This is a genomic window from Aliidongia sp., from assembly GCF_035943795.1.
Lineage (GTDB): Bacteria > Pseudomonadota > Alphaproteobacteria > ATCC43930 > CGMCC-115725 > Aliidongia.
The window spans coordinates 1-18,922 of record NZ_DASZBY010000001.1 but is presented as its reverse complement, the minus strand read 5'-3'; the positions used below and the strand labels follow the sequence as shown (position 1 = coordinate 18,922).

General features: G+C 65.3%; 15 protein-coding genes. 10 read left to right on the top strand and 5 right to left on the bottom strand.

Annotation, left to right across the window (positions count from 1 at the left end):
* Positions 1–988: 988 nt before the first annotated feature.
* Positions 989–1,633 carry a hypothetical protein gene (locus VGV37_RS00075; RefSeq protein WP_326877540.1) on the top strand — a complete coding sequence of 215 codons (645 nt, stop codon included), beginning with the start codon at positions 989–991 and terminating at the stop codon, positions 1,631–1,633.
* Positions 1,634–1,668: 35 nt separating this feature from the next.
* Here the strand turns inward: VGV37_RS00075 and VGV37_RS00070 are convergent, their stop codons facing one another.
* Both VGV37_RS00070 and VGV37_RS00065 read right to left on the bottom strand, forming a co-directional pair.
* Positions 1,669–4,242, bottom strand: a complete 2,574-nt coding sequence (locus tag VGV37_RS00070; RefSeq protein ID WP_326877539.1) for a sensor domain-containing diguanylate cyclase — start codon at positions 4,240–4,242, stop codon at positions 1,669–1,671.
* Between the two features lie 166 nt (positions 4,243–4,408).
* Positions 4,409–5,989 (bottom strand): alpha-amylase family glycosyl hydrolase, encoded by a 1,581-nt coding sequence (locus tag VGV37_RS00065; protein WP_326877538.1) that lies wholly within the window; start codon positions 5,987–5,989, stop codon positions 4,409–4,411.
* A gap of 78 nt (positions 5,990–6,067) precedes the next feature.
* Here VGV37_RS00065 and VGV37_RS00060 point away from each other — a divergent pair, with 78 nt between their 5' ends.
* Positions 6,068–7,735 (top strand): alpha-amylase family protein, encoded by a 1,668-nt coding sequence (locus tag VGV37_RS00060; RefSeq protein WP_326877537.1) that lies wholly within the window; start codon positions 6,068–6,070, stop codon positions 7,733–7,735.
* A 26-nt stretch (positions 7,736–7,761) separates the two neighbouring features.
* Here the strand turns inward: VGV37_RS00060 and VGV37_RS00055 are convergent, their stop codons facing one another.
* The 3 genes from VGV37_RS00055 to VGV37_RS00045 form a co-directional block, all read right to left on the bottom strand.
* Positions 7,762–8,493 carry a GDSL-type esterase/lipase family protein gene (locus VGV37_RS00055; RefSeq protein WP_326877536.1) on the bottom strand — a complete coding sequence of 244 codons (732 nt, stop codon included), beginning with the start codon at positions 8,491–8,493 and terminating at the stop codon, positions 7,762–7,764.
* Between the two features lie 2 nt (positions 8,494–8,495).
* Entirely contained in the window at positions 8,496–9,548 is a 1,053-nt protein-coding gene (locus VGV37_RS00050) for an acyltransferase (protein ID WP_326877535.1), read from the bottom strand.
* A gap of 82 nt (positions 9,549–9,630) precedes the next feature.
* Complete coding sequence (locus tag VGV37_RS00045) at positions 9,631–10,563, bottom strand: LysR family transcriptional regulator (RefSeq protein WP_326877534.1); 933 nt, start codon at positions 10,561–10,563, stop codon at positions 9,631–9,633.
* Between the two features lie 122 nt (positions 10,564–10,685).
* Between VGV37_RS00045 and VGV37_RS00040 the strand changes: the two genes are divergently transcribed.
* From VGV37_RS00040 to VGV37_RS00005, 8 genes are all read left to right on the top strand, one after another.
* A complete protein-coding gene (locus tag VGV37_RS00040; RefSeq protein WP_326877533.1) occupies positions 10,686–12,500 on the top strand; it encodes a CocE/NonD family hydrolase in 1,815 nt (604 codons plus the stop codon).
* Between the two features lie 26 nt (positions 12,501–12,526).
* Positions 12,527–14,080, top strand: a complete 1,554-nt coding sequence (locus VGV37_RS00035) for an ABC transporter substrate-binding protein (RefSeq protein ID WP_326877532.1) — start codon at positions 12,527–12,529, stop codon at positions 14,078–14,080.
* 12 nt (positions 14,081–14,092) lie between these two features.
* The gene (locus tag VGV37_RS00030; RefSeq protein WP_326877531.1) at positions 14,093–15,010 is read left to right on the top strand and encodes an ABC transporter permease; all 918 of its coding nucleotides are present in this window, start codon (positions 14,093–14,095) and stop codon (positions 15,008–15,010) included.
* Positions 15,007–15,870: an ABC transporter permease gene (locus tag VGV37_RS00025; protein WP_326877530.1), complete on the top strand. Its 864-nt coding sequence runs from the start codon at positions 15,007–15,009 to the stop codon at positions 15,868–15,870. The genes VGV37_RS00030 and VGV37_RS00025 overlap by 4 nt, the downstream gene beginning before the upstream one ends.
* Positions 15,867–16,886: an ABC transporter ATP-binding protein gene (locus VGV37_RS00020; RefSeq protein ID WP_326877529.1), complete on the top strand. Its 1,020-nt coding sequence runs from the start codon at positions 15,867–15,869 to the stop codon at positions 16,884–16,886. The genes VGV37_RS00025 and VGV37_RS00020 overlap by 4 nt, the downstream gene beginning before the upstream one ends.
* Positions 16,883–17,842 carry an oligopeptide/dipeptide ABC transporter ATP-binding protein gene (locus VGV37_RS00015; RefSeq protein ID WP_326877528.1) on the top strand — a complete coding sequence of 320 codons (960 nt, stop codon included), beginning with the start codon at positions 16,883–16,885 and terminating at the stop codon, positions 17,840–17,842. Before VGV37_RS00020 ends, VGV37_RS00015 begins: the two co-directional genes overlap by 4 nt.
* Before the next feature lie 607 nt (positions 17,843–18,449).
* Positions 18,450–18,578, top strand: coding sequence for a hypothetical protein (locus VGV37_RS00010; RefSeq protein ID WP_326877527.1), 129 nt, complete (start codon positions 18,450–18,452; stop codon positions 18,576–18,578).
* An 18-nt stretch (positions 18,579–18,596) separates the two neighbouring features.
* The coding region (locus VGV37_RS00005; protein ID WP_326877526.1) for a nitroreductase family protein at positions 18,597–18,922 on the top strand (326 nt) is incomplete at its 3' end.

The following is an 18,922-nucleotide window of genomic DNA, read 5'->3' as shown; positions in this document are numbered from 1 at the left end:
AACCAGCCTGATCATTCTTTCGCGAGAACGGGACGAACCCCTTTCCGCCGGTCGCTGCAGTGCCCGATGCGAGTACGATGCGGGCCGCGCGAGAACGTTTAAGCGATCAAAAGCGAGCCCTTAAGCGGACTGTTTTGACAGTGCCCGAGGGAGTATATCGACGTTACGCAGAGTTTCTACTTGAGGTGGCGAGAATTATATTTACGAGATTGCAGAAAATTACGTCTACTATCGGATCGTCTTAACGATTGTAACTATCGACAGGTACTCAGAGCAATATGTAGGCCAGACGAGAAAGTCCTTTATAATCAACTGACTACGTTTTTTCGCCGAGAAGAGCTGTAAATTTTACCGACAGAACGATTCAAGAATCAACGGGATCGATCGCCGAAGTCGGACCAAACATGTTGAGATGTAACGATATTTCCGATGACCACCTCTCGGCGGCCCGACTGTAAAATAACCCGACACATCGGCGCCATCGCGCCCTTCTGACCAGAAATCGGCATTCCGGCGTCCAAGTAAATTAACTGAAGATTTATAGTATTATCAAGCCGACACCACAGAAGTGACGACGAATATAAAAATAAGAAAACCGTCTGCCGCGACCGCTTTTGCGCATGATCGCAAACCGTATCATGCCACTTGCCCTATGGTATCATTATACCGTTTTCGATGTTGCTTCGTCTTACCTGAATCAAGCAGGCAGTCTTATTTGCATACTATGGTATGCTGTTCTCAGATCACGAACCGGTGCGGCAGGGTGGCCCGGCGGGAGGATGTTTCGGCGCTCGGGTCGATGCTCGCCGATGGCGAGTGTTGGGCGGAAGAGGCTCGTCGGATGCCTTGGCAACGGCGTTCGGTCCTTATACGTTGCAGACACAGCACGCATGTTCTCGAATTCATATCATCTGCATATGGGAGGCACGCGATGTCACTGACTTCCGAATTCAAGAACTATCCCATCACATTCCTCGAAACCAAAGTCATGATCGTCCCGGAATCGACCGATGGCGAAGTCAACAAGAAGGCGCCTGGCGTTCACTCGTTCAAGGTCGTGGGCGGCAACAAGAATGCCGTCTGGCTCGACATAGCCGACAATTCCAGCGACGCCATCTCTGCTTATTATCTGCCATGGGAGAAGGGCACGGCGACGACGATGAACCTTGGAGCAGATGCGCCCTACTTCTTCACTTCTCATCTGACCGGTTGCAGATTCTCCATCCTGGATGGCGGGTCGGGCTCGAAGTCGCCGAAGGTGGCCCATGTCGCCGGCAACATCACCACGTCGAAGCTGAGGACGGAGACGGAGGAGCGCGTGGGATTTGCACCGACGGGCGAGGGTGCCGAGCGGCCTCGACGGTTCTCGATATCCGGAGGAAGCTCCAGCAAGGGCAATCCCATGTTCAAGATCCCGCCTCGGCAGCAGGAACATGAGTACCGAGGCCAGAACGGTCTGGAGAGTTCGAAGAGTTCCGCGTTCATTTTCGGCAAGCGCCAGGAAGACGAGACCTGGCGGTTCTACGTGCAGGTCAGCAAGGGTGTGCGGAACGAGGTCGCGGGCATCACGCTTGCCGAAGACCTCACGATCCTCAAATGGCGCGACCAGGAACTGGGCGTTCGTCAGCTGTAGCGTAGCCTGCCCCGGCCGGGCGCCACCGGCGCCCGTCAGACCGAGATGATGCGGTCCAGATCGTCGGACGATGCGCCGTACCCTCGCGCTGCGACGGCATTTCTGCCGCGCTGCTTCACCGAGTAAAGTGCTATGTCCGCGCGCTTCAGGGCCTGTTCGATGCTGAGTTCGTGAGAGACCCACTCGGCGATGCCGAAGCTCGCGGTCACGCTGAGCGCGACGCCATCGAGATCAAGACGCTCCGCCGCGATCGCCGCCCGGGCGCGTCCCGCGATCTGGATCGCATCGGCCAGGTCCGTGCCGGGTAATAGCGCAACGAGTTCCTCGCCGCCATACCGGGCGATGATATCGGTCGGCCGCAGGCTTCGCGTCAGCATGAGGGCGACGGCCTGCAGGGCGGCATCGCCGGCGGCATGGCCGTGCCGGTCGTTGACCTGCTTGAAGTGATCGAGATCGATCATCATCACGCTCAGCGGTTCCTTCTCGCGGCGGGCACGGGCGATTTCGGTTTCCGCAGCCTCCATGATGTACCGGCGACTGAATAGACCCGTGAGCGCATCCCGGCTGACCAGGCGCTCCAGCGCGATCTGGGCGTCCCGCAGGCGATCGTTCGCGACCGCCAGTTCCCGATAGGACAGCGCATTGCCGAGGGCGACGGCGCTCTGCACGCAGACGCTCCGGAAGATGAGGCGTTCCTCCTCGCCATAGGCATCGGGCTGGGCCGATTGCACCGACATCACGCCGAGCAGCCGTTCGTTGATCAGCAGCGGCGCGAACAGGGCCGTCCGCATCCGCCGGGTCCCGGGCACGAAGCGGGAACCCCGTGAACCGTCCACCGGATAATCGATCAGAAACTCGCGGCGCTCGCGCGCGACCCGTGCGGCGACCGAGGCAGTGTCCGTGACCGGGATATTCCGGGTGAGGATGGGTCGCCCTTCTTCCCAAGCCGATCCCGGGACCAGTTGATCACCTTCCAAGAGCCATACGGAAATCGCCGCGGCGTCGAGCAACTCGCCGATGTGGCGTTCGACCGCTTGGAAAATGCTCGTGAGGTCGTGAGTCGAGGTCAGTTCCTGCCCGATCGTCCCAAGCTGGGACAACATGGACAGACGTCCCTTGTTGAGCTCCGCCAGGCTGCGCTGATGGTTTGCCTCCATGCGCGCGGTCTCCGCCTCGAGGCGCGCCTGCAGGGCCGTTGCCTGCTCGCCCGCCCGCTGCGTCGTCGCGTCCTGCACGGACAGCGAACGCAGCCGCTCGAAATGGAGGGCCTGGACCAGATCGCCGGTCGCCTCCCATGCCTCGGAAAGTGCGCCCAGCAGTTCCTGGCCCGGGCGCCATTCCGCCTGAACGGAATGACGCGTCCAGATCCGGGTCAGGTAATGCAGGGCGCCCGATGCTTCGGCGGCACCGGCCGGCGGCGGAAGGTCGTGCGCCTTGTGGATCCGGGCGAGCGTCCACAGGATCTCGCTTTCGAGGTCGGGCACCAGATCGCCGAATTCGTCGAGGGTTTCCTGCGCGAGCCGGATCGCCTCCGCCGGCTGATTGAGCGCGCTGAGGCAGGCGGCCTTGCCCATCAGGATCTTCGGGATCAGGCTGCTGTGGCTTCCCGCCCGGGCTGCGCCCTCAGCGATGTGGAACGCCGCGAGCGCCTCGTCCGTCTGCTGGAGGCGGAGGCACATGTCGCCCAGGTAGATGCCGGACACGCCGTAGCTGCGCGACCGCGGGAAAGCGCGCAGCCGATCGCGCGCTTCGCTGAACGCCGCCTTGGCGTCCTCGGTCCGTCCCAGCCCGTCGTGCAGGTAGCCCAGAATGTTCAGGCAGGAACCGATGAGCAGCGGCCATTGCCGTTCCCGCGCCTCGGCGAGGCCACGATCGATATAGTCCGACTGGCCTTGCAGATCGTTGAGATTGCCCAGTGCCGCACTGGCGCTGATGAGCGCGAAGATCGATTGCCGGATCAGCCCGAAATTCTTCAGCTGTCCCGACGCCCGCTGATAACCGGCGGCGGCACTGCCATAGTCGCCGCGCATGTAGGCAAGCAGAGCGCGGGCGAACCCGACGACGCCGTCGAGCGCCGTTTCCTCGGCGGCATCGGCCTGCTCGATGAGCACCTGGGCCCGGTCGAGCGCCCCGGTGCTGCCGGCATAAGTCTCGTCGAGTGCCAGCCAGGCGGACGCGGCGAGCGCGCGCAACGGATCACCGCTTTTCGCATAGGCCGCCGCGGCGGCGGCGAGATCGCCGCGACGACGATCGATTTCGCCCTGGTCGTCCGCCAGGCGCGAGCGGAGCAGAAGGCTGTCGCCGATGCCGGCGGCATCACCCAGATGTTCGAACGCCAGCAGCGCTTCATCGATGAAGGCGGCGGCAGCACCGGTTTCCGCGCCGAGCCAGGCCGCTTCTGCCCGCACGAGACCAATGCGCGCCTGAAGCGACAGCCGGTCCTGGGGGGCGATCGCCCCGAACTGCCGTTCCGCCCGCGCGCAGAGGCCAAGCGCGCGCAGCGAATCCCGCTGGCGCAGATGCCAGGCATGCACCGTGATCGCCGCGGCCGTCGGATCGGCGTCGGTCTCGAGCAACGCGACAACGGCGTCTCGGACATAGAGGTCCACAGCCCGTCCTCCCGGGAGCATTCAGAGCAAATCCAACGCGGCCATTCGAACGAGCCTAGCATCCCATGCTTAAGCGTCCGTTTGCCTTGGACCGCGTTTCGGCGCGGAGGTTCGCGCTTAAGGCATTGATGAGGTGTTCGAGAAATTAGCGCTGGAATTGCAGCCCTCAGCCTGCTTCCAGCACCAGCCCTTCCCCCGGACGCAACGTGACGGTGTCGACCGGCTCTTGCGCACGATCCAGATAGGTCGACAGCAATATCGTCGCCGGTCCCGGCGCGACCTTCCTCGGGGCGTCGCCCATGTTCAGCAGTATGAGCAGCCGTTGCGATCCCTCGACCCGGGAGAACCGGAGGACCGATCCGTCCGCCTCGACTTCCTGCAACGCCCCGATCGAGAGCGCGGTCGTGTCGCGGCGCAGCGCGATCAGGGCGTGGTGCAGCGTCCAGATCGAGCCCGGGTCCCTGCTCATCGCGGCCACGTTCTCGAGCGTGGCGATCGGGTCGATCGGCAGCCAGGGACGGCCCACGGTGAACCCGGCACCGGGCGACGCATCCCATTGCATCGGGGTGCGCTGCGGATCGCGGCCGAGGCCGATGCCGGGCTGGATCTTCTCCGCCGGGTCCTGCACGAGTTCCGGCGGAATGGTGCCGTTCCGCATGCCGATCTCGTCGCCGTAATAAAGCGTCGGCGTGCCGCGCAGGGTCAGCAGCAGCATCGCCGCCACCCGGGCCTGAACGCTGCCCACGCGGCTCGCGATGCGCGGCTGGTCGTGGTTGCCCAGAACCCAGTTCGGCCAGGCGCCGGCCGGCAATGCCGCCTCGTATTTCCGGACGATGTCGGCGATCGTCGCGGCATCCCATTTCGCGTTGATCAGCTGGAAATTGAACGGCAGCTGGGCGCCGTGCAACGCCGTACCGTAATAGGCGACCAGGCGATCGACCGGCAGGTAGATCTCGCCGATCATCACGCGGTCGCCGGGATAGCCGTCGATCACCGACCGCATCCCGGCGACGATGTCCTGCACTTCGGGCCGATCGGCGGTGTAGAGGTCGATGAACTGGTCGTGCAGCGGGTCGCCGGACTTCCAGGCGGGATTGACCGGATTGTCGCGGAACTGGTCGTCCTTGATGAGCACCCAGAGCACGTCCATCCGGAAGCCGTCGACGCCGCGATCGAGCCAGAAGCGCAGCGCATCCATCATCGCGCTACGGACCGCCGGGTTGCGCCAGTTCAGGTCCGGCTGCTGCTTCAGGAAGGAATGGAGGTAATAGTCGCCCGTCGCCTCGTCCCGTTCCCAGGCGCTGCCGCCGAAGCGGCTCAGCCAATTGTTCGGCGGCCCGCCGTCCGGGCCGGGCGGCCGCCAGATATACCAGTCGCGCCTGGCGTCGTCGCGCGACCGGCGGCTTTCGACGAACCAGGGGTGCCGTTCGGACGTATGGTTCGGCACGAAATCGAGGATGAGCCGCAGACCGCGCGCGTGGGCGTCCGCCAGCAGGCGATCGAAGTCGGCAAGGGTGCCGAACAACGGATCGACGTTGCAATAGTCCGAGATGTCGTAACCGAAGTCGGCCATGGGCGACGGCTGGATCGGCGACAGCCACAGCGCGTCGATGCCGAGCGTGACGAGATAGTCCAGGCGCCCCGCGATGCCCGACAAGTCGCCGACCCCGTCGCCGTCCGTGTCCTGGAACGAGCGGGGATAGACCTGATAAATGAGTCCCCGCTGCCACCATAACGGCTTTTCCATCGTTTACCCCCAGACGCCGCGCGATGAACACCAACGCGGAGGCTGCGCAAAGGGTTCGCGCGGGAACGGGAGAGCGGCGTGATCAACGACCTCTGGTACAAGAATGCCGTCGTCTATTGCCTGTCCGTCGGCACCTACATGGATGCGAACGGCGACGGCATCGGCGATTTCGAAGGCTTGACGCGCCGCCTCGACTATCTGCAGGGCCTCGGCATCACCACGATCTGGCTGATGCCGTTCCAGCCCTCGCCCGGACGGGACAATGGCTATGACGTCAGCGATTATTACGGCGTCGACCCGCGCTACGGTACCTTGGGCGATTTCGTCGAATTCACCCATGGCTGCCAGCAGCGCGGCATGCGGGTCATCATCGACCTCGTGGTCAACCATACCTCCGACCAGCACCCCTGGTTCAAGGCGGCGCGATCCGATCCGAAGTCGAAATACCGCGACTGGTACGTCTGGTCGAAGACCGAACCAAAGAACGCCACGAGCGGCGTCGTGTTTCCCGGCGTGCAGAAATCGACCTGGACGCGCGACGCCGCGGCCAAGGCCTGGTACTTCCACCGCTTTTACGAATTCCAGCCCGACCTCGATACCGCCAACCCCCACGTTCAGGCCGAAATCCTGAAAATCATGGGCTTCTGGCTGGAACTGGGCGTCTCGGGGTTCCGGATGGATGCGGTCCCGTTCGTCATTTCGGCCAAGGGTGCCCGCGTGCCGGCCAAACCGCCCGAGCAGTTCGACATGCTGCGGCGTTTCCGCGAGTTCCTGCAATGGCGCCGCGGCGACGCCATCATCCTGGGCGAGGCCAACGTGCTGCCCGAAGACGACATGAAGTATTTCGGCGGCGACGGCGAGCGGCTTCAGATGGTGTTCAACTTCCAGGCCAACCAGAACCTGTTCTATGCGCTCGCGACCGCCGACAGCCGCCCGCTGAAGAAGGCGCTGAACGCGACGAAGCCGCGGCCGGCGACCGCGCAATGGGGCATGTTCCTGCGCAACCACGACGAGCTGGACCTGGGGCGGCTGACCAGGCCCCAGCGCGCGGCGGTGTTCGCCGCGTTCGGGCCCGACGCCTCGATGCAGCTCTACGGGCGCGGCATCCGGCGCCGGCTGATGCCGATGCTGGGCGGCGACCGGCGACGGCTCGAGCTGGCGACCAGCCTGATGATGACGCTGCCGGGTACGCCGGTGATCCGCTATGGCGACGAGATCGCCATGGGAGACGACCTGCGCCTGAAGGAGCGCGAGTGCGCCCGCACGCCGATGCAGTGGTCGACCGAGCCCCAGGGCGGATTCACCAAGAGCGACCGTCCGGTCTCGCCGGTAATTTCGGGCGGCCCCTATGGGTTCGAGCACACCAACGTGGCCGATCAGCGGCGCGACCCGGACTCCTTCCTCAACTGGCTGGAGCGCATCATCCGCATGCGCAAGGAAGTGCCCGAGATCGGCTGGGGCGACTTCCAGTTCATTCCGACCCGCACGAAGGAGGTCCTGGCGATCCGCTACGACTGGCGCCGGAACTCGGTGCTGTTCGTCCATAACCTGGGCGCCGAGCCGCGCGAAGTGACGATCGAGCCCGGCGCCGAAGGCGAGCACGACGGCATCCTGGTCAACCTGCTGTCAGGCGACCATAGCGAGCCCGACCAGAAAGGCCGCCACCGGATCCTGATGGAAGCCTACGGCTACCGCTGGTTCCGCATCGGCGGCCTCGATTATCTGCTGCGGCGGAGCGAGGTTTAGGGCCCGGATTTACGGAGAATCGATAGTCAGTCCTGAGGGTGATTTTCCTTCAAGCCACCAGCGAGAAAATCTTCGAGTAGCCGTCGACCCACATAGGACAGGTGCCAGCCGTCCGCTCGAAACATTGCGGGATTGTCGGGAAAATACGCCGCTGTTCTGTCTCGAACGTCGAAGAATTTACAATCGGCGACCTGGTCGCAAGCGCGCGAGATCGCCCGATTGGCGGCCTCTATGCGTGAATTCGTCAGCCACGGCCGCTGGCGGACCAACAGGTTATTGCCGTCGACCGGCAGGATGGCGCCGACCATCTTCGGCTTCGATGCCGGGAGTGCTGCGAGGAGATCCACGAAATCCGTCCCGATCGTCGCCGGCTCGCGATATTTCAGATCGTTGGTCCCGACCATGATGACGATCGTCTTGGCACGATCGATGGCCTGGTACAGGGGCAGTCGATATTTCAGGCTGCGGGCCGTATCGCCGACAACGCCCTGATTGATCGCCGTACCGGAAATGCGCTGCGCATCGAGGCTGGCCAGGATGCTGTCGCCGAACAGCAGCACGGCGCCCGCCGGGGTGTCCCGATCCTTCAGGGCCGACTGCACGGTCAGCCGGTAGTAGTCGCCGTTGAATTCCTCCGGCGGCAGCAAGCCGAGGGTCTTTCCGACGTTCGCCACGAAATCGGATTTCACGACGGCTGCAATCAACAAAAGGTGGATGGTCACGATATAGAGCGCGAAGACGATTCGTGTGCGGCCCATCGCTATGTCTGTTCCAGCAGCGCGGACTTCCGATGCCTGCGCCGGATCAACAGCGTGACGGGCGCCTCGACCAATCGCCGCATGACGATACCGCCGCCCACACCGCCACCGAACAGAATGCAGAAGCACAAGACGCTCGCCGACTGGCCATAGCCGGCCGCCAGCAGCGCCTTCCACAGGATCCCGATGAAGATGAATTGGAATAGATAGGTGGAGTAAGAAGCCGCGCCGAGTATTTGCAGCATATCCGGAACACGCATTGTCGACTGGCGGTCCATCTGGGCGGTCGCCCCGACGATCAACATTGCCGGCAGCCCATAAGCCAGCCGAGCGAGATCGCCGTACCCGTCCAACGAACCGGCGTCCTCGGCGATCGCCGAAACGACGAAAAGCCCGCATCCGGCGGCCAGCGCCAGCCGCGGGGCGGGAATACCGTGTTTTCCGATTACATAGGCGGCTGCGATTCCGAAAAAGAATTCACAATTATACGCGCCAAGGACAGATGGCGGCAGGAACTTCAGGATAGGGTCCCCGATGGTCTGGACGGTTATGGCGATCAGCCAGACGGCGAAGGCCAGCAGTCCCAATCGCTTATTCAGGATCAACAGACAAAATATCGCATAAAACAGGATCTCGTATTGCAACGTCCACGCGACGCCAAGCAATGGTTCTTCGAAGGACGGCAAGAGAGTGGCGGAAAATATGAGGCTATGGATAGACGGTCCATCGTGCCCGCCCGCCAAGCCCAGTCCCACAGTGAGCGACAACGCGATCCAATAGAGCGGCGCCACTCTCGTGAAGCGGCGCCACAGATAGTTTCCGACCCTCGCTGGCTTTCCTCGGTCACCATGGTGGGCATGGAATATGATGAACCCGCTCAACACGAAAAACAGATCGACGCCTGCGTGGCCGAATTGAAATAGAGCCGAAGCAATATTCTTTCCGTAGACTTTATCGAAGTGGCGGCCGACGTGATAGGCCACCACCGCCATCGCCGCTATTCCGCGCAGCGCCTCGATGCCTGCGAATTTTCGCCGATGGGCTTGGATGTTCATCGATTTGCCGAGTGTGAGGTGCGTGCGGGCATCGTTCAGCTTCGTGGAAGAAGTTTAAGAGCTGTTGAAGAGATCTGCTGGATCAACTGTCCGAACCGGGAACAATCAACTGCGCCTCCACGGCGGCAAGTTGCGTGCGCGCCAACGCGGCGATTTCCTGCGCCAGTTCCACCACCGCTTTTGACCGGGATCGTCCGGCCGGGAAGATGAAACCGTAGCGCAGTTCGATCCGCGGCTGGAAACGGCGGAACACCAGGTCGGGCGTGCCGCTCGACCGCGCCACGAACGGATCGGAGATGCAGCAGCCGAGCCCGCGCTCCGCCAGCTGGCAGGCGATCATGCCGTTCGCCGTCTCGAAGCTGGATTGCAGCGACAGGCCCCGCTCGCGGCAATGCCGGTCGATCTGCTGCTGCACGATCGAGCGCGGATGGGTGGCGATCAGGCTGGTTTCGACCAGGTCGTCGATCGTGACCAGCCGCTTGGCCGCCAGCGGATGCGTCGGCAGCATGGCCGCGACCGCCTCGCTGCGCAGGAATTCCTCGGTCTCGATCCCGGAATGGGAGATCGGCAGCACGCTGACGCCCAGATCGAAATTCTCGTCCCCGACCCAGGTCTCGATATCGAGGCGGATGCGCGAGTCGATCGTCGCACTGAAGCCGGGCATGCGCGCGGCCAGGGCGGCCAGCGCATCGGCGACGATCGCATGGGCGACATAGGGCGCCGTCAGCACGCGTACATGGTCGCGGCTGCCCTGGCGCACCTGGGCCGCGTAGCGGTCGAGGCCATCGTGGCCGGCCAGAACCCGCTCGACCTGCGCATAATATTCGCGACCCTCGGCGGTCAGGCTGAGCCGGCGGTTCTTCCGGTCGAACAATGCGAAACCCACATCGTCTTCGAGCGCGCTCAACAGCCGCCCGACCTGCGGCTGGGTACGACCCAAGCGAACTGCCGCCTGGGATACCGACCCGCCATCGACGAACGCCCGCAAGGCTTCGAGACTACGCTGGTTGGGCATGGGTGGGCATCTCCCGATTATGCGCTTTGCGCACATTCTGTACCATTTTAAGAATTTGACGCATATTCTGGTGCATGCAAGCCTCTCGTCTGTTGCTCCCAACAGCGAAGATCGGCCGACCGATGGCAGAGAAGCTCGACGCCTGGCACCTGAGCCCGCACGACTATGTCGCGGCCCGGGAAAAGCCGTTCCGCGTGCCGGCGGGACCGGCCTCGCGCTATGTCGCCATGCCCGACGGTTGCCGGCTGGCAGTCGATGTCTACCTTCCGCAATTGCCGGAGGGGGGCGACGCGCCCGGTCCGTTTCCGGCGATCACGATCTTCACGCCCTACTACCGCCGCTTCGCGCTCGCCGACGCGTCGCGGGCCGACGAGGTGGCGCCCGGTGCCTTCCGCTACCGGGATTACTTCGTGCCGGCCGGCTATGCGCTGGTGGTGATCGACGTGCGCGGCACCGGGGCCAGCTTCGGCACGCGCGACAGTTTCCGATCGCCGCGCGAACGGAACGATTGCAAGGACATCGCCGACTGGATCGTGGCCCAACCCTGGTCGAACGGCAGCATCGGCGCGACGGGCGTCTCCTACCTGGGCGCCGCCGCCGATTTCCTCGCCAGCACCGGCCATCCGGCGGTCAAGGCGATCGCGCCGCTGTTCGGCGTGTGGGACACCTATTCGGACCATTACTATCCGGGCGGCATCCATCTGAAGGAGCTGGCGCGGGTCTATGACGAACTGATGGTGGCGATGGACCATGACCGCCGCGATCTGTTGAAGAAGATCTCCTATTACGCCAACCCGAACTATGCCGGGCCGCGGCCGGTCGACGAGGATGAGGACGGCCGCCTGCTCGCCGCCGCCATCGCCGAGCATGTCGGCAATTTCCGGATGCCCGACTTCATCACCGAGTTCAAGTTCAAGGGCGACGCCCTGCCCTACGATCCTGGTTTCACCTCGGCCTGCTTCAGCCCCTATGGCTATTGCGAGGGCGTCGACCCGAGCGTCGCGGTCTATTCGGTCTCGGGCTGGATGGACGGGGCCGGCTATGCCAATGGCGCGATCAGCCGCTTCCTGACCCTGCCCAACGAGAACCGCCACCTGCTGCTGGGCCCCTGGGACCATGGCGCACGGATCGACGTCTCGCCCTGGCGTCGGACCGTCGAGGCCGACTTTCCGATCGTGGGCGAGGTGCTGCGCTTCTTCGACGAGTACCTGATGGGCCGTGACACCGGCATCCGCCGGGAAGCACCGATCCACTACTACACCCAGCATGACGAGGTCTGGCGGTCGGCACCGTCCTGGCCGCCGGTCGCGAACGAGCGGCAGCTGTTCCTCGACGCCGGCGGGAGATTGAGCGCCGGCGATGCTGCGCTCGGCACCGACGACTATCAGGTCGATTTCGGCAAGGGCACCGGCGCCCAGACCCGCTACGAGCGCATCGCCGCGATCGACAGCCGCGACTATTACGTCGACTGGCAGGGCCGTGACGCGGCGATGCTCTGCTACACATCACCGCCGCTCGACCGCGACTGGGAGGTCACGGGCCATGTCGTGGCCGACCTGCAACTGGCCTCGAGCGAGCCGGACGCGGCGGTCTTCCTCTATCTGTCCGAGGTCGGGGCCGACGGCACCGTGCGGTACGTGACCGAGGGCATGCTGCGTGCGCTGCATCGCAGGGAAAGCCCGTGCCCGCCGGCGCATCGGACCGCCTGGCCCTATCGCAGCTTTACCCGGGACGATGCCGCACCGATGCCGGCCGGCCGGCCGGAACGGCTGCATTTCGCGCTGCTGCCGACCGCCTGGACCTTCAAGGCGGGCAGTCGGGTGCGGCTTGCAATCGCCGGCGGCGATGCCGATCATTGCGCCCAGGTCCCGCATGGCCGCCCGCCGCTGCTGACCCTGCATCGGGGCAGGTCGGCGATCCGCCTGCCCGTCAAGTGAGCCGGCTTCCAAGGGAGAGAGCAGCGATGAACAGGCTTCGGGGGCTGGCACTGGCCGGATCGGCGGCGATGAGCCTGCTGCTGCCCCAGACGGCGGCGTGGGCCGGCAAGGCCGACGATACGCTGACCTTCGCTACGGCGAACGAGGTCGATACGGTCGACCTCTATTACCAGAACCTGCGCGAGGTTGTGATCATCTCGCAGCAGACCTGCGACACGCTGATGTACCGCGATCCGATCGACAGTGCCTACAAGCCCCTGCTGGGCACGAGTTATCGCTGGATCGACGACAAGACGCTGGAATTCAAGCTGCGCCACGGCGTCAAGTTCAGCAACGGCCAGGAAATGACCTCGGCCGACGTCGCCTATACCTTCAACCACGCCCGCCAGCCCGACAGCGGCATGGTCACCCGGCTGTTGGTCGACTGGATCGAGAATGTCGAGGCGCCGTCGCCAGACACCGTGATCTTCAAGGCGAAGGCGCCCACGCCGGCGGCGATCGAATACCTGTCCGGCATTACGCCGATCTATCCGGCCGGCCATTACGACAGCGCGCCCACGGTTCAGACCGGCGGGAAGCCGCGGCGCGACTATGGCGCCGTCCTGCCGGTCTGCGTCGGCCCCTACGTGATCAAGGATTTCAAGCCCGGCGCGTCGGTGACGCTGGTGAAGAACGACCAGTATTTCGCCGACAGTCCCAAGGGCAAGCCGTCGATCGGCACGCTGGTGTTCAAGACGATCCCCGATAACGACACCCAGCTGGCGGAACTCGTCACCGGCGGGATCGACTGGATCTGGGGCGTGCCGACCGAGAACGCCAAGCAACTGGCCGAGGCGCCGAACGTGACGGTCAAAGCGGCGCCGACCACGCGCATGTCGTTCCTGTCGCTGGACGCGTCCGGCCGCACGGGCAAGAACCCGATGCAGGACGTGCGCGTTCGCCGCGCCATGTTCTATGCGATCGATCGCAAGGCGATCGCGCGCGAGCTGGTCGGCGAAGGCGCCGAAGTGCTGCAGGCCATGTGCGATCCGCGCCAGTTCGGCTGTGCGACGGGCGTTCCGGACTATCCCTACGATCCGGCCAAAGCCAAGGCGCTGCTGGCCGAGGCCGGCTACCCGAACGGCTTCAAGACCGACATCTACGCCTATCGCGACCGGCCCTATACCGAGGCCGTGATGAACTATCTGCGCGAGGTCGGCATCGTCGCCGATCTGCAATTCCTGCAGTGGAAGGCGCTGCGGCCGATCATGGAAGGCGGCAAGGCGCAGTTGGCGCAACTGACCTGGGGCTCCCAGGGTGTGCTCGACGCGTCGGCATCGGTCAGCAACTATTTCAAGTTCAGCGTCGACGATTACGCCCGCGATGCCGAAGTCAGGGACTGGCTGGAGGCGGCGGACACCACGACCGATCCGACGAAACGCAAGGATCTCTATGCCAAGGCGCTGACCCGCATCGCCGACCAGGCCTATTTCATCCCGCTGTTCAGTTATGGCCGCACCTATGCCTTCAACAGCGACCTCGACCTGCCGGTGACCCCGGACGAGCTGGCGCATTTCTACCGTGCCCATTGGAAAAAATGAGCTGAGCCCGGCATGGGACGCTTTCTCGCGCGACGATTGCTGCTGACCCTGCTGGTCGTGCTGGTCACCTCGATCGTCGCGTTTTCCCTGGTCCATCTGTCGGGCGATCCCGCCGCCGCAATGGCCGGCGAAGGGGCGTCGGCGACTGATGTCGCGGCCATCCGCAGGCTCTACGGCTTCGATCGGCCATTGACGGTGCAATATTTCGCCTGGGCCGCCGACGTCCTCAGCGGCGAGTTCGGCCGGTCGTACTATCTGCGCGAAAGCGTAGTCCAGGTGTTGGCCGAGCATGCGCCGGTCACCGCCCTGCTGGGATCGCTGGCCCTGGGTTTCGCCCTGCTCCTCGCGATCCCGCTGGGCGTGCTGGCGGCGCTGCGGCGCGGGGGCATGATGGACCGGCTGGCCTCGGCCCTCGCCGTCACCGGCCAGGCCGCTCCATCGTTCCTGCTGGCCCTGCTGCTGATCTACGTCTTCGGGGTCCGGCTGCATTGGTTGCCGATCTCCGGCAACGCCACGACGGCGCATTACGTGCTGCCGGCCATCACGCTCGGCATGTATGCGACGCCGGCGCTGCTGCGGCTGACCCGCTCCGGCATGATCGAGGTGATGCAGTCCGACCATATCCGCACCGCCCGCGCCTATGGGCTGGCGCCGTGGCGGGTCGTGCTGCGCCATGCGCTGCGCAGCGCCATCATCCCGGTCGTCTCGCTCGCCGCGGTCCAATTCGGCCTGATGCTGGGCGGGTCGATCGTGGTCGAGGCGGTGTTTTCGCTGAAAGGCCTGGGCCAGCTCGCCTGGGAATCGATCCAGCGGTCGGACATCGAAGTCATCCAGGCGATCCTGCTGCTGACATCGCTGGTCTATGCGGTCCTGACCCTGCTGGCCGATCTGCTGAATGCCCTGCTGGACCCGCGGATGCGCCTGACATGACCCCGGCACCGGCGCGGGCCACGGTTCACCGGCTGCTGCGCCACGGCCGTTTCTGGCTGGGCGGCGGCACGATCGCGCTGGTCCTGCTGCTGTCTCTGATCGGGCCAACGATCATCGGCCAGGACCCGACCCAGCAGGACCTGGCCCACCGGTTGACCGATCCGTTCTGGGGCGCCCACGGCACTTCGACCCACATCCTGGGCACCGACCAGCTGGGCCGCGACACCCTGGCCCGCCTGCTGGCTGGCGCGCGCGTCTCGCTATTCATCGGCGTCGCCACGGTGATCGTCTCGGGCACGATCGGTACCCTGCTGGGCCTGCTCGGCGGCTATTTCGGCGGGCGGGTCGACCTGGCGGTCAATTTCATCGTCACCATCCGCCTGACCCTGCCGGTCGTGCTGGTGGCCCTGGTGGTCGTGGCCATGGTCGGCAGTTCGCTCACCATCCTGGTGCTGGTCATCGGCCTGCTGCTGTGGGACCGGTTCGCCGTGGTCACGCGCAGCGCGACCCAGCGGCTGGCGCACAGCGACTTCGTCATCGCCGCCCGCTGCATCGGCAGCTCGACACCGCGCATCCTGCTGGCCGAAATCCTGCCGAACATCACCGGCCCGCTGATCGTGGTCGCCACCATCGAGCTTGCCCATGCCATCCTGCTCGAGGCGGCGCTGTCGTTCCTGGGCCTGGGCGTGAAACCGCCGCTCGCGTCCTGGGGACTGATGGTCGCGGAAGCGAAGAGCCAGCTGCTGTTCCGCCCCTGGCAGATCGCCATCCCCGGTGTGGCGCTGGCGCTGCTGGTGCTGGCGGTGAACCTGCTGGGCGACGCGCTGCGCGACGTGCTGGCACCGGAGGGCCGGGTATGAGCGCCTTCGTCGATATCGCGGGCCTGAAGGTCACGATCCCGACGCCGCAGGGACCGCTGACGCCGGTGCGGGGTCTGGACCTGCAGGTGGTCAAGGGCGAGACCTTGGCGATCGTCGGCGAGAGCGGCTGCGGCAAGAGCCTGACGGCCCTCGCCCTGATCGGCCTGGTGCCGCCACCCTGCCGGGTCAGTGCCGAGCGGCTGAGCTTCGACGGGCAATCGCTGCTGGGCCTGGGCGCCGCCGCCTGGCGGACCTTGCGCGGCCCGCGCATCGCCATGATCTTTCAGGATCCGATGACCTCGCTCGATCCCTGCTACACGATCGGCAGCCAGCTGGTCGAGGTGATGCGGACCCATCGGCGGATCTCGGAGACGGCGGCGCGGCAGCGCGCGATCGACCTGCTGACGCGGGTCGGCGTGCCCTCGCCGGCGGCGCGCCTCGGGCAATATCCGCACCAGCTGTCCGGCGGGTTGCGCCAGCGGGTCATGATCGCGATGGCCTTGTCCTGTGAGCCCGACCTGATCATCGCCGACGAACCGACCACGGCGCTCGACGTCACGACCCAGGCGCAGGTCCTGGGCCTGTTGGCCCAGCTGCAGGACGAGACGGGCGTCGCCATCATCCTGATCACCCACGACCTGGGCGTCGTTGCCAGCGTCGCCCATCGGATGGCGGTGATGTACGCGGGCCAGGTCGTCGAGACCGGCCCGACCGCCGCGGTGCTGGCCCGTCCGTCCCACCCGTACACCGAGGGGCTGCTGCGGGCGATCCCGACGCCCGGCCTGACCGCGCGCGGCGCGCCCCTGGGGACGATCCCGGGCATCGTGCCGCCGCCGACGGCCGCGACCGACGGCTGCCTGTTCCTGGCCCGCTGCCCCTACGCGCGCCCCGCCTGCGCCGCCGGCCCGATACCGCTTGCGCCCCTGGCGCCGGGCCATGCCCAGCGCTGCATCCGCCCCCTCGCCGAGCGGGCGGGCGAGCCCGGCTATGCGGCGCTCGTCGGTGCGGACGGATGAGCGCGATCCTGGAGGTTGCGGGCGCCACCCGCGACTATGAGATCCGCGCCGGCGGGCAGTCGGCGACTCTGCGGGCCTTGCGCGGCATCGATCTGGCCGTCGAGGCCGGCGAGGTGCTGGCGATCGTCGGCGAGAGCGGTTGCGGCAAGACCACGCTGTCGCGCCTGTGCCTGGGCATCGAGCAGCCGACGCGGGGCCGCGTGGCCCTGGCCGGCCAGCCGATCGACGGCTATCACCGCCTCGATCGCGCGCGGCTGGTCCAGCCGATCTTCCAGGACCCCTATTCCTCGCTCAATCCGCGCCAGAGCCTCGGCAGCATCGTGGCCGCCCCGCTGACCGTGCGCGGCGACGGCACAAGGGCCAGCCGACGGACCCGTGCGGCGGAGATGATGGCGGCGGTCGGGTTACCGCCTCACCTGATCGATGCCTATCCGGCGCAAGTGTCCGGCGGCCAGCGCCAGCGCGTGGCGATCGCACGGGCGCTGATCGGCGAGCCCCGGCTCCTCGTCTGCGACGAACCGACTTCGGCGCTCGATGTCTCGGTGCAATCCCAGATCATCAACCTGATCGGCCGCATGCGCCGGCAGTTCGACCTGACCGTGCTGCTGATCAGCCATAATCTGGCCGTAGTGCATCACCTGGCCGACCGGGTCGCCGTCATGTACCTGGGCCTCATCGTCGAAAGCGGCCCGACCGAGGCGCTCTATGCCCGCCCGCGCCATCCCTATACCCGGGCACTGCTGGATGCGATCCTGCCGCCGATACCGGGCGCGCGGCCGCGACGGATCGACATCGGCACGGAGCCGCCGAACCCGCTCGAGCCGCCGTCGGGTTGCCCGTTCCGCCTGCGCTGTCCCCAGGCAAGCGAAATCTGTGCCGCGGCCATGCCGGTGGCGACCGAGACGGACGGGGGCTTCTACCACTGCCATCACCCGCTGCCGTTTCCCGTGGCTTGATCGGGCAGCGGAATTCATCGGTCAGTTGCAAAGGTCACCGGGTGCTCGGCAACGGCACCGCTGATCTCGGCACGTCCAATATGAATGCCACCGGCGACCTGCAGACGCCGACAAATCCGTAAGCCGCGCCCGGCACCGAGGCGCAGCGGCTACCGGCATGTTCCCGGCCGTCAACGACGATCGCGCCAAAACAAAACCCCTGAAAGCTCAACACTTTCAGGGGTTTTCTTTATGGTAGCGGGAACTGGATTTGAACCAGCGACCTTGGGATTATGATTCCCCGACTAACTCAGCGTTTCTGCACTTTTTGAGGGTCTCGTGCCATCGCCGTGCCATTTTCGGCCGGTTCACCGGCGTCACTTTAGCGGCCGCAACACAGAGATCGTGCCGTCGTGCGTCGGCCGCAACAGGTTCGAATGTGAAGACGCGTCCCGAAGACCGCGCCGAGTTCCCGCCGCCTTTCGCCCCGCTCCAGCGCTGCGCTATCGCCATTGGGCGAGACTTTCGGCCAATGCGCGCCGTCTCAGAGCGTCAAGATCTTTGCGACTGCGGCTGCGGCGAAAAAGGCGGGGACAGGCCGCCTCAGCACCCGCAGGATGACTCCAGCATGAATTTTCCGGAGCAGACGATGGCCGTTTCCACGATCGCCGACAACTCTCTCGACGCATCCAGTCTTGCGGACGAAGCGCTCGGCGCCCGATACGGCGGTGCCTCTGGCGTTTCCACCGATCATTAGAACCCGGTCCTGTCGCACTTGCTCTCGCAGCGCTCCGTTCGCGCCTATCTGCCAGACGCCCTGCCCCAGGGGACGGCGGAGCGGATCGTGGCCGCTGCACAATCTGCCGCGACCTCGTCCAACCTGCAGACCTGGAGCGTCGTCGCCGTCGAGGACCTGGCGCGCAAGGCCCGCTTGTCGGAGGTCGCGGCCTCCCAGCGCCATGTCCGGGAATGCCCCTTGCTCCTGGTTTGGCTCGCCGACCTGTCCCGTCTCGACGGTGTCGCGGCGCGCCAGAGTGCAGTGCTTGATGGCGCTGACTATCTCGAAAGCTTCATCGTGGCCTTCGTCGACGCGGCCCTGGC

What these genes read in the sequence shown, in the direction of transcription:
- VGV37_RS00075 (WP_326877540.1), top strand. Translation starts at nt 989, where the DNA reads ATGATCGTCCCGGAATCGACCGATGGCGAAGTCAACAAGAAGGCGCCT.
- VGV37_RS00065 (WP_326877538.1), bottom strand. Translation starts at nt 5,989, where the DNA reads ATGGAAAAGCCGTTATGGTGGCAGCGGGGACTCATTTATCAGGTCTAT.
- VGV37_RS00055 (WP_326877536.1), bottom strand. Translation starts at nt 8,493, where the DNA reads ATGGGCCGCACACGAATCGTCTTCGCGCTCTATATCGTGACCATCCAC.
- VGV37_RS00050 (WP_326877535.1), bottom strand. Translation starts at nt 9,548, where the DNA reads ATGAACATCCAAGCCCATCGGCGAAAATTCGCAGGCATCGAGGCGCTG.
- VGV37_RS00045 (WP_326877534.1), bottom strand. Translation starts at nt 10,563, where the DNA reads ATGCCCAACCAGCGTAGTCTCGAAGCCTTGCGGGCGTTCGTCGATGGC.
- VGV37_RS00040 (WP_326877533.1), top strand. Translation starts at nt 10,686, where the DNA reads ATGGCAGAGAAGCTCGACGCCTGGCACCTGAGCCCGCACGACTATGTC.
- VGV37_RS00035 (WP_326877532.1), top strand. Translation starts at nt 12,527, where the DNA reads ATGAACAGGCTTCGGGGGCTGGCACTGGCCGGATCGGCGGCGATGAGC.
- VGV37_RS00030 (WP_326877531.1), top strand. Translation starts at nt 14,093, where the DNA reads ATGGGACGCTTTCTCGCGCGACGATTGCTGCTGACCCTGCTGGTCGTG.
- VGV37_RS00025 (WP_326877530.1), top strand. Translation starts at nt 15,007, where the DNA reads ATGACCCCGGCACCGGCGCGGGCCACGGTTCACCGGCTGCTGCGCCAC.
- VGV37_RS00020 (WP_326877529.1), top strand. Translation starts at nt 15,867, where the DNA reads ATGAGCGCCTTCGTCGATATCGCGGGCCTGAAGGTCACGATCCCGACG.
- VGV37_RS00015 (WP_326877528.1), top strand. Translation starts at nt 16,883, where the DNA reads ATGAGCGCGATCCTGGAGGTTGCGGGCGCCACCCGCGACTATGAGATC.
- VGV37_RS00010 (WP_326877527.1), top strand. Translation starts at nt 18,450, where the DNA reads ATGAATTTTCCGGAGCAGACGATGGCCGTTTCCACGATCGCCGACAAC.